Annotated in this window: 11 protein-coding genes; 7 read left to right on the top strand and 4 right to left on the bottom strand. The window is 58.8% G+C overall.

The window, feature by feature from the left end; translation table 11 throughout:
* Positions 1–31 precede the first annotated feature (31 nt).
* Positions 32–475, top strand: coding sequence for a type I-E CRISPR-associated endoribonuclease Cas2e (gene cas2e / locus ACTQYB_RS00635; protein ID WP_441481629.1), 444 nt, complete (start codon positions 32–34; stop codon positions 473–475).
* A 743-nt stretch (positions 476–1,218) separates the two neighbouring features.
* Here the strand turns inward: cas2e and ACTQYB_RS00630 are convergent.
* Positions 1,219–1,437: a hypothetical protein gene (locus ACTQYB_RS00630; protein ID WP_441495894.1), complete on the bottom strand. Its 219-nt coding sequence runs from the start codon at positions 1,435–1,437 to the stop codon at positions 1,219–1,221.
* 1,371 nt (positions 1,438–2,808) lie between these two features.
* Here ACTQYB_RS00630 and ACTQYB_RS00625 point away from each other — a divergent pair.
* Entirely contained in the window at positions 2,809–3,315 is a 507-nt protein-coding gene (locus tag ACTQYB_RS00625; protein WP_441481630.1) for a cupin domain-containing protein, read from the top strand.
* An 11-nt stretch (positions 3,316–3,326) separates the two neighbouring features.
* The gene (locus tag ACTQYB_RS00620; RefSeq protein WP_441481631.1) at positions 3,327–4,220 is read left to right on the top strand and encodes a class I SAM-dependent methyltransferase; all 894 of its coding nucleotides are present in this window, start codon (positions 3,327–3,329) and stop codon (positions 4,218–4,220) included.
* A gap of 1,006 nt (positions 4,221–5,226) precedes the next feature.
* On the opposite strand, the gene ACTQYB_RS00615 is transcribed toward ACTQYB_RS00620, so the two are convergent.
* From ACTQYB_RS00615 to ACTQYB_RS00605, 3 genes are all read right to left on the bottom strand, one after another.
* Positions 5,227–6,450: an MFS transporter gene (locus tag ACTQYB_RS00615; protein ID WP_441481632.1), complete on the bottom strand. Its 1,224-nt coding sequence runs from the start codon at positions 6,448–6,450 to the stop codon at positions 5,227–5,229.
* A 417-nt stretch (positions 6,451–6,867) separates the two neighbouring features.
* Complete coding sequence (locus ACTQYB_RS00610; protein ID WP_033505181.1) at positions 6,868–7,764, bottom strand: carbohydrate kinase family protein; 897 nt, start codon at positions 7,762–7,764, stop codon at positions 6,868–6,870.
* A 95-nt stretch (positions 7,765–7,859) separates the two neighbouring features.
* Positions 7,860–9,071, bottom strand: a complete 1,212-nt coding sequence (locus ACTQYB_RS00605; RefSeq protein WP_441481633.1) for an ROK family transcriptional regulator — start codon at positions 9,069–9,071, stop codon at positions 7,860–7,862.
* Between the two features lie 891 nt (positions 9,072–9,962).
* Here ACTQYB_RS00605 and ACTQYB_RS00600 point away from each other — a divergent pair.
* The 4 genes from ACTQYB_RS00600 (at position 9,963) to ACTQYB_RS00585 (ending at position 15,615) form a co-directional block, all read left to right on the top strand.
* Positions 9,963–10,832: a hypothetical protein gene (locus ACTQYB_RS00600; protein WP_441481634.1), complete on the top strand. Its 870-nt coding sequence runs from the start codon at positions 9,963–9,965 to the stop codon at positions 10,830–10,832.
* 514 nt (positions 10,833–11,346) lie between these two features.
* Positions 11,347–12,945 (top strand): aminopeptidase P family protein, encoded by a 1,599-nt coding sequence (locus tag ACTQYB_RS00595; RefSeq protein WP_441481635.1) that lies wholly within the window; start codon positions 11,347–11,349, stop codon positions 12,943–12,945.
* Positions 12,946–13,276: 331 nt separating this feature from the next.
* Entirely contained in the window at positions 13,277–13,789 is a 513-nt protein-coding gene (locus tag ACTQYB_RS00590; RefSeq protein WP_033505190.1) for an NUDIX hydrolase, read from the top strand.
* A gap of 161 nt (positions 13,790–13,950) precedes the next feature.
* A complete protein-coding gene (locus ACTQYB_RS00585; protein ID WP_441481636.1) occupies positions 13,951–15,615 on the top strand; it encodes a bifunctional folylpolyglutamate synthase/dihydrofolate synthase in 1,665 nt (554 codons plus the stop codon).
* The last annotated feature ends 4 nt before the right edge of the window (positions 15,616–15,619 follow it).

Below are 15,619 nucleotides of genomic sequence, written 5' to 3'. Positions count from 1 at the left end.
CACACTGATATGAAGACAACAGGAGATCGTGATGATAGTGGTTGTGCTTACTGCCTGTCCGGTTGGACTGCGCGGTGATTTGACGCGATGGCTGTTGGAAATTGCTCCTGACGTGTTTGTCGGGCATGTTTCGGCGAGGGTACGAGAAAAGCTGTGGGAGCGGATTGAAGGGCAGATGCGCACGGGAAAAGCGATCATGGTGTATTCGGCGAGAAACGAGCAGCATCTAGCGTTCCGGGTGCATAATGCAGAGTGGATTCCCAAAGACTGCGAGGGACTCGAACTGATGGTTAGGCCAGCTCGTAGCAATACGGAAACCGTAGATTCGACAGGCATGAGAGATGAATCTCAAAAAAGCGAAGGTGATAGACATCAGACGAGTGAACATGTGAGCATGCCTCATGGCTGGAGCAATGCCAGTAAATATCGCAAAGCAAAAAGCATGATGAAAAGACGGCGGGCAGGTGGCCAATAGAATCGTGTTTCTTCTTATTTCCGGCTTGTTGCTTGTGCATGACACCGTTATTGTCTGGCTCCGATATCCTCGATAACTCAGCACACGGGCAGACTCACTTCCACCGCACCACACACCCCGCTTCAACCCTCCAACCGCAGTAGTCCAAGATAACCCGCTCCCGCTGAGATAATCCCGCAACCGCATCACTGGGTACCAACACATGCCGTCCATCGCCAAGCGGCTGTGCGTTCTCCCAAGGCAGCCCGGCGTTGCCGCCAGCCCGATTGGGCCAATCAACAGGTCGCGTACCGGCAGAGCCAAAGCCGGCGGCATGAGCCGGAAGAATCCCCATACCGCTGACCACCATGCCGCTGGACAGGTCTGTGGCATCCAAGAAACCTGTGACCGCTCGCAGTCGCGGATTGAAAACGCGCCACCCAGCACGCGTGCAGCGGTACAGTCCGTTCTCTTCCACCAAGTCCCCGAACCACAGCAACACGTTCACGGCATCCGCAACACAGGTGCCAGATATCACGGTTGATATTCCACGTGCATACCGCTCGACGCCCGCCAACCAATGTTCGGTGCGTTCTCGCACATGTTGCGGTGTCACGCCATACGTTCCGCCATACCCATCGTCAATGCACGCCGCTTGAATCTGGAACCGAAGGCAGGAGTACAGCGTTCTCGTCCAACGCGATTGCTCATCCTCGTGGGAGAGTGGCACAATCCCCAGGTCGTCGGCCATCGCCCGAAGCAGATCAACGGACATGATGATGCCCGTCCAACGCCGCAAGCAAATCCTGGACCGTATCGACAGGCCCAAGCCTTCCGCTCAGCGCCTGCGCATGTTTCGCATCCTGCGCTGCATTGGTCCGCACAGCCAGCTGATACTGCAGCCAGACGTTCGCACCGCAGAGTCCCTTGGCGGTGGCACGGAATGCGGCGAGATGTGCAAGCGATTTGAGGGGGAACGGCATCGGCAAGCGTGAACCCCAAATCGTTCAGTTCGTCCACAACCTGCAGGGAGTTAAGCGGTTCGGTGGGAGGGATTTTCACGCAATGCTGCACAGCACGATGCTCCGCCGGGAGCGTGACCAGTTGCTCGGAGGGAACAAGCAACATGCTGTCCCACACTTCCAGGGCAATCAACGAGAGATTCGCATAGGCGCCTACCGGGAAGATAAGCGTCTTCTTGCTGTCTTGCCTTGTCGGCGAAAACAGCAAAGCCTCGTTGACCATGTCCGGTGTTCCCTCAAACACGACAATCGAGGACGGGCACTGGTCAATCGCTGCGGCCACTGGATCTTGAATCGACATGCTCCTGGCTCGTATCAATCCGGTATGTGGGCGTGCCATCGAGCGCAAACGATCATGCGTTTGTGACTTGCATGACGATATTCGAATCCACCGCGAACAACGGGGGCACCGCACGGCTGCGTGCGAGCAAAGTTGCAAAAGGTTGCAACGAAACTTCCTTCTGCAAGGAGTTCACGCCGAGTGTCTCCGGATTATATACGAGCGCATCGGGCAGGGAACGCTGCCTGTATTCAACTGTTTCATGCCGGGGATTTTGCTCCCATGGCGCCCGAAGAAGATGCGGAGATCCACCCCAGTACCGGGTATATCCCATGGAGTGACGCTAAGCAGGCTTGTGTCAACGCGGAAGAATCTTATCGGGGCAATGTCCCCGATGCAGATTGTGCCAGGGTAAGGGGCCACAAGGGCGGTAGCTGTCATTCTGAGTTCCCCGTCAGTCTGAGCTCCCGTCATTCTAGGTTGCCCATATCGGGACGATAACAGTATCTCGTATATCAGTGGTATCGAAGAGCGAGTATCTCCCTTATCTGTAGTACCCTGCGAACAATATCTCCACTATTTGTGTTCGTGCGTGCCCGATACCGCGAGTATGATCCGCGGAATATCACCAGTCGTACTTGCGGTATCGCTAGTCGTCGAACCCTGATAAGCGAGATGGTCTCCGGCAGGTACTACAGATACCGCAGATACCCGCAGATCGGCGTGCGGTGTTCCGGTGTCGCGACGCCAGTGCCCCATCGTAAGCTGCGTCTGCCGCGATCTTACCTGGTTGCCTGCCATGCCCAGTCGTATGGCCCGGGCAGACGATTATCGTGACAGCGTATGTCTGGAGTTTTTGCCGACGGGACAGGCAGATGGAACCATTGGTCGGTGTGATACACCTCACACTGCTGGCTCCAATTCCCCATTGAAAAGTCTTGAAGTGTTGCGCTGCCATTGTGATAATGAACCTGCATTCAGCGTTTCTGCGTATCGCCGGGACGCGACTCGTGCAAGATTTGTCTCATACCGAATACAGAAAGAGAGGCATTATGGCCAAAACGACTGTTTCCGAATCTGTCGTGAGTACCGGAATCAACGAGAATCTTCCCATTCTTGATGACACGACCACCTCCCGCGTAGTGGTGAACAACCCGTTGTTGCGACACGTGTTCTTTACGTTCGGTGAAGGGCAGGTGCTTACTGATCACGCGTCAGCGCGCGCGGTGATTGTCAATATTCTTGAAGGCGAGTTCGATTTCACGGTCGGCGGGACAAGGAATATCGTCTCAGCGGGCGACGTGATTTATCTGGCGCCGGGGGAGAGGCATGCGTTGACGGCATTGGAGCCGAGCCGTATGTCGTTAACGCTGATTGACGTGGAATCGATGTGTCAGACGCAAGAGGGCGATGCTTGCAATGCGCAACCGGATTCGTGTGACCCGTCTCACCGGGGTCATCATGGAAGCTGCGGATGCCATGGGCATGGGGGTCGGCACGGTGAACATCTTCAAGAACAGGAAGATTCGCAACTCGAACAGCAGGATGGTGATCGGTGATCGCTTCGGACATGTCCAACAAGCCAAATACTTCGGGCACTCCTTCAGGCGAGCAGAGCGTCCTCGGCTTGCGGAATGCCCGGATAACGCAAAGTGTCCGCGGACAGCGTTCCGGCCCCGAGGAACAGCGCCTGCAGGGGCACTGGTTGCTCGCCAAGATGGGCAAACGCGTGCTGCGCCCCGGTGGCATCGAGCTGACTTGTGCCATGCTTGATGCCGTTGGCGTGAATGCTGACGATGACATTGTAGAATTCGGCCCCGGAGTAGGCAAGACCGCAGCGTTACTGCTCGCAGTGAATCCCCGCAGTTATACGGGTGTCGACCCGAATCCGGAAGGTGAAACGGCGATGGGTGAGATCGTCGGTGAACACCGTCAAGCGAGAATGGTCAAGGCGGATGCTGCGCGTACCGGTCTGCCGGATGCGTCTGCAAGCCTTGTCATTGGTGAGGCCATGCTGACCATGCTCCCACTTGAACGCAAGCGTGCCGTAGTGCGTGAAGCCGCGAGAATCCTCAAACCCGGGTGTCGCTATGCGATCCATGAGATGGGATTGAAACCGGAAGATGCCGACCGGCAATTGCGCAATGACCTGGAACGTGGAATCTCGCGGGCGATTCATGTCGGGGCAAGACCGTTGACGCTCCCCGAATGGGTGGACATGCTCGACGGCGAAGGATTTGACGCCACCGCCACACTGGAACGTCCGATGCACCTACTGGAACCCGCCCGCATCGTCAGTGACGAGGGATTCAGCGGCGCGATGCGGTTCGCCGGCAATATGATACGCAATTCGGCGGGTAGAAAGCGGGTTCTTGCTATGCGCAAGGTGTTTCGCCGGTACGATGCGAACCTGTGCGCATATGCAATCGTCGCCGTGAAGAGGCGTAAGACGGAGAGACGGTAATTCGCTGATGGTCGGATGATGACTTGCCGGGGGATGATTTGCCAGGTGATGCCGGTCGCATATCTCTCTTCAGCTGACATGTAGCTGATTGCGGGGAGTGCGGTCAAGCAGGATTCGCGAACTGGACATGGACAGCCCGGGTAGTGCTCTTGGATAGGGCATTGCCCGGGCTGTCTTCATGCGGCACGGTTGCTGCGGATGGTCTTCCGCGCTCCCGCCATCGCGAGACTGGACATTCTGACCGGTCTGGTCGAACCAGCAGATTGGGCATAGGCTAGAGGCGAATCAATGAGAGATGCGAATCAGGGGAAGGGAATCAACAAGAGGGGAATTAGCAAGATTGGCTCGCAATCTGGGCGGCACGACCACCCCGCGACGACGATTCGGAATGGTCCGAGTGCCGATGTGTGAGGATTCACTCACAAAACGGGTATCGGAGATGCGCGGGACACTGATTCTGGCGTGTGCAACCCTTGTCGTGTGAGGATTGACTCACAAAGTGGGTGGCGCGACCACCCTGCGATGGTGATTCGTGGTGGTCTGGGCACCGATGTGTGAGGATTCGCTCACAAACCGGGTGTTGGAGATGCGGGGAGGCGCCGATTCTGGCGTGCCTGACCCCCATCGTGTGAGGATCGGCTCACAAACTGGGGGGGGGTGGAGTGGCCGGTGTCGTCGGTTTTGGTGCGCCCGACCCCCGTTGTGCGAGGATTCGCTCACAAACCGGGCGATTGAGATGCGGAGAAGCACCGGTTTCGGGAGACAGGTCCCCGCCATATGAGGATTGACCCACAAGCAGGCGCCCCTCGGAGCTTTCCACCCATAGGACCTCCGCACCTGCCCTCCGACAACAATGCTGAGGAGCTCCTTGCACGAGTCGATTCTCGCGCAAAGAGCCCCTCGAACTCAGCAATCAGGCGGAAACGAGACTATCCGAACTGGCGAACCATTCCGGCGCTGTTGCATGATTGCACTAGTACACCGAGTGCACGATTGCACCTGACACTTACTTCTTCGCCGGTTCCAACGCTTTGTCGTATGTCAGCGCAATGACGAGCACGTAAATCGCACCCACCGCCACGACGATAATCGAACCGGCTTGACCCATCGCATCGGCGGCGGCACCCATAATCGGCGGGAAGATTGCCCCTCCGATCAGGCCCATCATCATCAGGCCGGATACCTCGTTCTGACGGGAGGGCAGGGCGTTCAGCGCGTGAGACAAGCACAGCGAGAACACATTCGCGTTGCCGAAACCGATCAGCGCAACCGCAAGATAGAACAGCCATTGCGGCGGGTTGGACGTGATCGTGGTGAACACGGCGAAGCAAACAACCGCCAGCACCATAATCACACCGCAAATGCGCAGCGCCGTTTTATTATCCATCTTCTGCAGCACGATGCCGCCAAGTCCCGTACCGATGGTGCGGAACGCGAAGTACAAGGAGGTCGCGCCGGCAGCAGTGGCGAGCGGTACTGCGGTATGTTCCATCAGGATGCGCGGTGCCTGAGCGTTGATGCCGACGTCAATACCCACGTGCGCGATAATGCCGAGGAAGCACAGCAGAATGATCGGATTGCCGAGCAGCTTGAAGCAGCTCGCGATGCTGGCTTGTCCGGCATCAGGCGCAGGCTCGTCGATCTTGTCCAGCGCCAGTGCGACGCCGACGATGATGCCGATGATCAGATAAATCACATACAGCACCCACCATGCGCCGAGTTTGGATGCGCCCCATCCGGCAATCAGCGGTGCGAAGAACGACGCGAACGCTTTGACGAACTGCCCGGTGGTGAGGGTGGATGCGAGCTTGTCGCCGTTCACGAACACGGTGAGCAGCGGATTGAGCGACACCTGCATGAGTGTGTTGCCGATGCCCAGCAGTGAGAACGAGATGATCATGAGCACCAGTCGTGGCGTGCCGGCGACCGCAGTGTACGCGATAACCGGCAGCAGCATGGCCACGGCGGTGACAATCAGTGAAATAAGTACCGTTTTGCGGCGGCCGATTTTATTCATCAACACGCCAGTGGGTACGGAGAAAATCAGGAACCAGAAGAACACCATGGAGGTGAACAGGTTCGCTTGGGAGTCGGACAGGTTGAATTCAGGCTTGACGTAGTTGGTGGCGGTGCCGACCAGATCGACGAAACCCATGACGAAGAATGCGGCAATCACAGGGATGAGTGCCTTGATGTTGGTTTTCTTCGCCGTCGCAGTGGTGTTGCCCATGATGTTCCCCTTTTGTTGCAACGCGATTGATAACGGTTAATGCTGATAGAGATAGACGCCGATAAGGGCGATGGTCCGATCACGTTGGGCTGTCGCACAAGTGAGCGTTGAGAGAGGAGACGCCTGACTTGTCCTGGTTGCATCGGCGGAACAGTATTGCCGCGAAGAATCTCGATTGGGAAAGCCGGGCGGTGGTATCGCGTGGTGGTGCGCGGTATTGTGTGGCTTTTCTGCGGTATCGCACGGTATCGCACGGTATCGCACGGAATCACCACAGAATAACTGCAGAATCACGCGATGATGAGAAAGGATCAAATTGATACGGCTGGAGCTCACGGGGCCATATGGTCTCGTGAGCTCCAGCTGATACAGATTCACAGGCTTTCCAGGAGTCGAAAACTCTGTGAATCTGTGGAATCACATGCCTGCTTCGGCGAGATAATCCGGAATCTGCGCCGGATACTCAGGCCAAGCGCCATCGTTGGTGCACACGAAGGCTGCGGTGTTCACAGCAGCGCGGTGAGCTTCCTCAAGGCTTGCGCCGGTGAGAATCTTCGCCGCGAACGTTCCGGAGAACGAGTCGCCGGCGCCGACGGTGTCCGCAACCTGGACGTGCGGGGTGGACAGCGTGGAGCTGTCGCCGGTCTTGGAAATGATCGTGCTGAAGGTCGCGCCGCCGGTCAGGATGATGTAATCCAAACCGTACTGGGTAAGGAACCAGCGGCAGGCCTCGTCGTCGGAAGTGCCGCGAATGCCAAACATGTCACGCAGCAGCAGGAGTTCCGCGTCGTTGAGCTTGAACACGGTCGCGTAGCCGAGCAGTTCCTCGATCAGCTCCTTGGAGTAGTGGTCGCCGCGGATGTTGATGTCGAAGAACTTCATAGCGCCGGGCTTCGTGTGCTTGAGCAGCTCGACGATGGTGTCATGCGATTCGGGGGAGCGCAGGCCGAGCGTGCCGAAGCACACGCAGTCGGCCTTCTCCACCTGTTCGATCAGTTCACGGGTGTACAAGATGTGGTCCCATGCCACGCCGCGGACGATCGTGTACTCGGGGATACCGTTCTTTAGCGCGACATCAACGGTACCGGTCGGCCAGGCGTTGCGCTGGATGATCGCGTTGATGCCGGCGTCCTTGGTGACCTTGGCCAGCTCATCGCCGAGCTCATCTTCGCCGACAGCGCTGATGGCGTAGCCGTCCGCGCCATTGTGCATGGCGTGGTAGATGAAGTTGACCGGGGCGCCGCCTGCGCGCTTGCCGCTGGGGAGCATATCCCACAGGAGTTCGCCGAGTGAGAGGACGATTGGCTTTGCCATGATGATTCCTTTCGATGGTGTGGTTGGTTGTTGGTTGGTTTGTTCTGTTTTCCGATTGGGAAATCTGGACAGTTATCGGGTCCCTAGGCGGGTGTCTAGGTGATGGCGAAGAACCTTGACGGATGTTCAAGGAACTGGGTCACCGCGACCGCGGCGGCGCCGATGACGGCGGCATCCGCGGGAAGCTTGGACAGGCAGATGGTGGTCGCCTTGTTGAGTTCGGGAATGACGCGTTCGTCTACGACTTCGCGCGCCGCGTCCAACAGCGGCTGACCACCTTCGGCAACGATATCGCCCAAGACGATTCGCTCAGGGTTGAACGTGTTGAAGATGGTCACGCAACCGTAGCCGACATACCGGCCAATCTCGTGGACGAGTGCTTGGGCGTTGGCATCGCCCTGGGCGGCCTGCTCGAACAGTGCGTGGCATGCCTGCTTGTGGGTCATGCCGTCCGTGTCGGGGACGATGCCGGTTCCGGCGAGCCGCTCGTGGATAGCGACCGCAGAGCAGTAGCGCTCGAGGCATCCGCGGTTGCCGCAGTCGCACGGCAGGCCGTTGACGTCGATGCTGACATGGCCGATTTCGGCCGCGGCACCCTGGGCTCCGTTGACGAGCCTGCCATCGTCGATGACACCGAGGCCGACGCCTTCGCCCAGCAGATAATAGGCGAGATTATCGCAGTTGTTGCTTGCCGGATCGAACAGATATTGCGCGAGCACGCCGGCGCGGGCGTCCTGCTCGACGAACACCGGTACGCGGAATGCATCGGAGAACTCATCGAGGAAATTGAATGTGCGCCAACCTTGCATTGAGGAGACGACGGCGGTTCTGCCTTTGTGTCGCAGGTAGGGCCCGGGGACCGCCATGCCGATGGCGACGATCGATGGATCGTTGTCAAGCAAGGTGGTGATGGTTTCGTGGATGGTGCGAATCGTGTCGGGAATCGCGTCATTCTTGACGGGGGGCAGATCGGTGAGGCTTGAGGTCTCGCCCTTGAGGTCGAATACGCCAATCTCTACGAGGCTTCGGGCGAACTTGACGCCGATGAAATGGAACTGTTCGGGGTCGAGTTCCAAGCCGATGGATCTGCGGTTTTTGCGGCCTTCGATGCCGCCCACTTCATGGATGATGCCGGCGTCGATCAGACGTGCGGTGATTTTCGTGATTGCCGCCGCGGACAGGCCGAGTGCGTGGGCGATGCTGGCGCGTGAGCTGATGCCGTGCGTGTACAGGTAGTGCAACACGCGGGATCGGTTGGTTTCCGATACGGTTGATCGGGTTGCTGTGGCGGCGGACTCCGTGTTCATGGCACCTCCTTGCGGCTGTTCTCCTGCTCCGCTTGCGGGCGGGCGGTTCGTCTTTGAATCTGAACTTGATTAAAAGTTTAACTCTGTTAATCAAAAACGGCAAGTGATGGCGTCGGCGTGTCGCGGCGATATTCCCAACCGCCATCGCCTGTTGTACGAGCTGATCCTTGTACGGCAGGGGCGACTTCATCGAAATCGGTGATTCTCCCCATCTCTGCCACCCGGTTTGTGAGTCGATCCTCGCACAACGGTACCCGGCACCACCAAAACCGGCACCATCGGCCACTTCACCACCCGGTTTGTGAGCAAAACCTCACACAACGGGGGTCGGCCACACCAGAATCGACACATCCCCGCATCTCCACCACCCGGTTTGTGAGCGAATCCTCGCACAATGGGGGTCGGGCGCGCCGGAATCGATGCCTCCCCGCATCTCCGATACTTGGTTTGTGAGCGAATCCTCACACGGCGGTACGTTGCCATTGCCACAACCGGCGATGCTGTCTCCTCCGATACCCGGTTTGTGAGCCAAACCTCACACAACGGGGGCGGCACCACCAAAACCAACGACACCGACCCTTCCATCACCCGGTTTGTGAGCGAATCCTCGCACAATTTGCATCGGAGACGGGCAAGTCACCGACTCCCACAGCCAACAACGCTGCCGTCCAAGTGAACCTCACGCAGGGAGCATGACACTGCGGCTGGCGACAGCGCGGCGCATGCGATTCCTCTTTTATCCACATGTTCCCAATGTGGAAGACAATGCGAGCGTTGGCTGGCTATGGTGACATCATGATTGAAGTTAGACAATGTTCCATGCTGGTCCAGCGATCGTTGAAGAGTCGCTCTGCAGAGTTCTTCGAATCCACTCGCACCAGACTGATTCGCATGAGAGCGCTCACACTCCAGCGCTGTCTTATGGCACAATCTCGCTGTTCGAAGCCGCTGGTGTTCGGACAAGAAACCGCACTGAAATTGATGTGTGTCGAAGTGCCGTCAGAAATTGATACTGATGAAATCACTGTGGTCGTACCGCGCCCAAGCGATAGGCCACGGCTTGAAGGGGTGCGGGCAATGGTTTGGTCCCATGAGCTGCCGACGACAACTATTGACGGCATCACTTGCGTGGCGCCAAGCATGGTATGGATCATGTGCGCACGCAAAGCAGGACTGCGCGAGATGGTGTTACTCGGAGATGCTTTAATGCGTCGGGATACGGAGCTGAAGTGGTATTCAATCGGGCAATTGAAATCCGAATTCGTGAATTTCATTCAAGCAGCGGGTGTCGGCGATCGCAGCCGATTCCAGACGTGTGCCCAAGCATTGAAACTTGTGCGAGAAAACACGGATTCTTTTCCTGAAACTCTGCTGCGATTGACGCTCATGCAGCATGGATTGCCGTGTCCGCAAGTCAATTATTGCTTGGAATTGTCAAGCGGTATTGAGTCGCGCGGCGAACAGCTGTTTCTGGATTTGGCGTATCCACAGGCGCGTGTCGCTGTTGAGTATGATGGTCAGCAGCATGCTTGGCAGTGGAATCATGATCGGCGTCGGTTGAAAACGATTGGAGACGCTCATTGGGCACATGTCGCGGTGAGAGGCGAAGACTTGCGTAGCGAGGAATCGCGGTCTGAGCTGACAGCAAGTGTTGTTGACCGACTGGAATGTCAGCTGGGTCGACGAATACGACTGGGGAAGTTCTTGTCTTTGCCTCGGCTGGCAGCCGCTGATCGTAGGCTCGGCTCTGATTTGCATTGACGATTGTCGTCGCAGTGTTATCTGCCACCGTGTGAGGATTCGCTCACAAACTGGGTATCGGAAAGGCGGGGAGGCGTCGATTCTGCGCGTCCGAGCCCCGTTGTGTGGGGATCCACTCACAAACCGGGTGGCAGAGATGCACGAGACACCGATTCCGGCGCGCCCAACCCTCATCATGTGAGGTTTGGTTCACAAACTGTGTATCGGGGGAGAGGGCATCGCCGGTTGTGGCAATGGCAACGTACCGCCGTGTGAGGATTGGCTCACAATCCGGGTGGTGGAGATGCGGGGATGTGTCGATTCTGCGTGTCCGATCCCCGTTGTGTGAGGATCGGCTCGCAAACCGGGTGGTGGAGGGGCCGGTGGTGCCGGTTTTGGCGGGACAAGGCTTCGGGCGGATCACGTATGCCGTGACATGCGTAACGCGTCGGATGTCGGCGTTTGCGGCAATCGTGACCGGCGGGTATGACTAGAGTGACAGCAACAACAACGATTCTTGTGTTGGAGGAGTGACATGAGTTCGGTAGTGACTGAAGCAGATAAGGCGTATGAGGCGGAAGAACGTAAGAATGCCCCGGGCCCGGACCAGCCGATGGCAGACCGGGTGAACAACCGTTCGTTGCGCCCGAATAGCGAGACGTTCCGCCAGTTCATGACCACCGGCTGGGACAACGCCGAGCCGGCGGTCGAGCCGTTGGAATCGAGCAAGTACATCGGCAAGCGTCTTGAGACGCTGGGCAAGCGGTTCCCGGGTGAGCGTATTGTCATTCCCGCGGGTCAGCCGAAGGTGCGCAACAATGATTGCGATTACGCGTTCCGTCCGGATACCGCGTTCGCGTATTACACCGGCTTGGGCTGCGATTACGAGGCGGGTGCCGTGCTCGTGCTCAACCCGCTCGATCCGAACAGCGCGGAGGCGAAGGCCGGCAAAACCCATACGCCGGAACTGTTCGTCGCCCCTCGTGCCGATAACAGCACGGCTGATTACTACCGTGACACCCATTACGGCGAGTACTGGGTCGGCCCGCGCGCAGGCCTGCGCGAGCTCAAGGCGATGACGGGCATCGAGACCCATGACATCGCCACACTCGAGGACGCGATCAGCAAGGATGTCGGCGCCGAGGCGGGTGCCGTGCAGTTGCGTGTGGTGCGCACCACCGATCCGTCGATTACGCAGATGGTCGAACGGGTGCGCGAGGCGAACGGTTTCGGCGACCCGGATACCAACACGAAGGCTGATGAGGCGTTGGCGGAGTTCGGTTCCGAGCAGCGCATGGTTAAGGACCAGTATGAGATTGGCGAGATCCGCAAGGCTGTCGAGGCCACGAAGCACGGTTTCGACCGTATGCTCACCCATTTGCCGCGCGTGATCGGACGCCCGCGTTCCGAGCGCATGCTGGAGGGCGCGTTCAATTCGGTGGCACGCGAGGAGGGCAACGCCGTCGGTTATGACACGATCATCGCGTCGGGCAAGCATGCGCCGATCCTGCATTGGATGCGTAACACCGGCGTGGTCGGCGACGGCGAACTGCTGCTCGTCGATGCCGGCGTCGAGGTCGACAGCCTGTACACGGCCGACATCACGCGCACTTTCCCGGTCAACGGCAAGTTCACGCCCTTGCAGCGCAAGCTGTATCAGGCGGTGCTGGACTCCCAGCAGGCCGGTTTCGAAGCCGCGCAGCCGGGTGCCACGTATTCGGATATCCATCATGCGTGCATGCGCGTGATCGCCGAGCGCCTGCACGAGTGGGGCATTCTGAAAGTCCCGGTCGAGGAATCCCTGTCCCCGCAAGGACAGCAGCATCGTCGTTGGCTTGCTTGCGGTGTCGCGCATCATCTGGGGCTTGACGTGCATGATTGCGCGCAGGCCCGGTACGAGTCGTACCAGGGCGCAAAGATCACGCCGGGCATGATTTTCACAATCGAACCCGGCCTGTATTTCGCGGCGAACGATTTGCTGCTGCCGCCTGAGCTGCGTGGCATCGGCATTCGTATCGAGGATGATGTACTCATGACCGAGCACGGCCCCGAATGGATTTCCGCCGGCATCCCCAAGCAGATCGACGAGGTCGAGGCTTGGCTTGCCGAGCGTGCGGCTGCGCGCGAGGACTGAGATTCTGCGTCCCTGAGGCATCAATCCGTTGCGATGGCCATGCCGGAGCAAGCCATCGCAACGGATTGACGTATCTTTCGGTACTTCCGGTATTTTCGGGCATATTTCGACACGTTCCAGTACGTGACGGTACGTTCCGCACGTTTCGACACGTTCGGATGCGTTCCACACGCTTCGGTACGTTACGCACTTTCCGCACGTTTCGACACGTACCAAACCCCGATTCCCACATCCCGTCTCCACGCCCAACCCTTCCGTACGCCCAACCTTCCCATACCCCCGCCCCTCAACACCACCGACAAGCACCACCGAAAACAAACCTGGAGCACCCATGCCGACACCTGATTTCATCATCGAACTGCGTAAATCCATCGGTCACAGCCTTCTATGGCTGACCGGCGTCACCGCCTATGTGCGCGACGATGCCGGGCGCGTGCTGCTCGGCCGGCGTTCGGACACCGGGCAGTGGGCGCTCGTCTACGGGATCGTCGAGCCGGGGGAGGAGCCGGCGGATACCGCGGTGCGCGAAATCAAGGAGGAAACCGGCGTGGACGCGGTCGTCACCGATTTGGTGGCGGTCACCAGTAGCGACCGCATCATCACCTACGGCAACGGCGATCAGGCGCAGTACATGGATCATTCCTTCCTGTGCTCACTACGCCCCGGCGGCAACGCGCAGCCTTTCGTGGGCGATGAGGAAAGTCTTCAGGTCGGCTGGTTCGCTGTGGACGACCTGCCCAGTCCGCTCGCGGCGAGCACCGTCGAGCGCATGGCCGTGTTCCGTGATTACCTTGAGCGCCGCGAGCATGGCGACCGGGCCGCGATTTTTCGCGGTGGGCGCTGATTGCGGATTCCCCACGGATTTCGCATACAATTCGCATAGAATAGGAACAAAGTGCCCGCATTGGCCTCCAGACGGCAATCCGGGCGCGCGAATGCGGTCTGCCAGCGCCGGCCGCATGTCCCCACAGCACATCAATAGGCATAGGAAAGAGACCAGCGGGTATGTCGTTTGAACATCCGAATCGCAGCGGCGAGAACATCCGTGACGTTGAGCGTGAAATCATGAAGCGCCCACCGGAACACAACAAGACGAATCTCGACCTCGACCGCATGAACATGATGGTCGATTTGCTCGGCAACCCGCAGGACAGCTTCCGCGTCATCCACATCACTGGCACGAACGGCAAGGGGTCCACCGCGCGCATGGCGGAGGCGATTTGCCGATCGTACGGCATGCGTACCGGCCTGTACACGTCCCCGCATCTGGAGAAGATCAACGAGCGTATCGCCATTGACGGCCAGCAGCTGTCCGATGACGATTTCATTGACTCGTGGGACCAGATCAAGGATTTGGTTGCACTGGTGGACCGCAAGATGGAGCAGGAGAACAAGCCGCCGATGAGCTTCTTCGAGGTGCTCACCTCGATGGCGATTTGGAAGTTCGCCGACGCCCCGGTCGATGTCGCGATTTTCGAAGTCGGCATGGGTGGCGCCTGGGATGCGACGAACGTGATGGATGCGGATGCCGCGATTATCGGCCCGGTGGACATGGATCACATGCAGTGGCTGGGCGATACGGTCGAGAAAATCGCCACCGAGAAGTCAGGCATCATCAAGCCCGGTTGCACGGCGATTATCGGCCGCCAGCCGCACGCCGAGCAGGTCATGCCGATTCTTGAAGCCGCAGCGAAACGCAACAACGCCACGCTGGTTCGCGACGGGGAGGAGATGGAAGTCGTCTCCCGCGTCCCCGCAGTCGGCGGCCAGATGGCGACGTTGCGCACGCCGGAAGGCGAATACCGTGATGTGCCGATCGCGAAATTCGGCGAGCATCAGGCGCATAACGCCTTGGCAGCCCTTGCCGCCGCGGAAACCGTGATTCCGGTCAACGGCCAGCTTGACCAAGATCTGGTCGATGAGGCGCTCGGCAGCGTGAAGGTGCCCGGCCGCATCGAACAGGTCCGCACATCCCCGACGATTATCGTCGATGGCGGGCACAACGTGAACGCCGCCCAGTCCTTACGCGCCGCAATTGAGGAGAATTACAGCTTCCAGCAGCTGGTCGGCGTGGTCGCCATGATGGGCGACAAGCAGGTCGAGGAATATCTTGGCGTGCTTGAGCCGATTCTGAGCGAGATCATCGTCACCGAGAACTCCTGGCGTGACCGCGTCATGCCAGTCGAAGAGCTGGAGAAGATTGCGGTGCGCGTGTTCGGCCCGGACCGCGTGACCGTCATCAAGGATCTTCCGGACGCCATCCAGGCCGCTGTCGACAAGGTCGACGCTGAAGATGACCTTGGCGTCGGCTATGGGCATGGCGTGCTGATTTGCGGCAGCTTCGTCACTGCGGGCGACGCGAGGACATTGCTGACCGAACATATGGCCGCCGATCTGGCCAAGCCGAAGGCCGAACGTGTCAATCCGCCCGTTGTCTCGCCTGAGGACGCGAACGATGCCGGCAAGAGCACCGACACTGCCGGCACCGGCAATCAATCTGTTGCCGCCAATGATATTGACGACGACACCGACGGCAAGCCGGAAACCGACGATGTGATCAACGAGATTCTCAACGCCGGCGAGGAAGGACTGAAGTTCACCATCGACGCACGCACGTCAGGCAATACGGACAACCCAGCCGGCAACGCCTCCGGAACCAGTAACGCCTGACCGG

The organism is Bifidobacterium sp. LCP19S3_E9 (assembly GCF_052121135.1).
Lineage (GTDB): Bacteria > Actinomycetota > Actinomycetes > Actinomycetales > Bifidobacteriaceae > Bifidobacterium > Bifidobacterium thermacidophilum.
The sequence above is the reverse complement of the archived record's forward strand: the minus strand, read 5'-3'. Positions and strand labels throughout refer to the sequence as shown.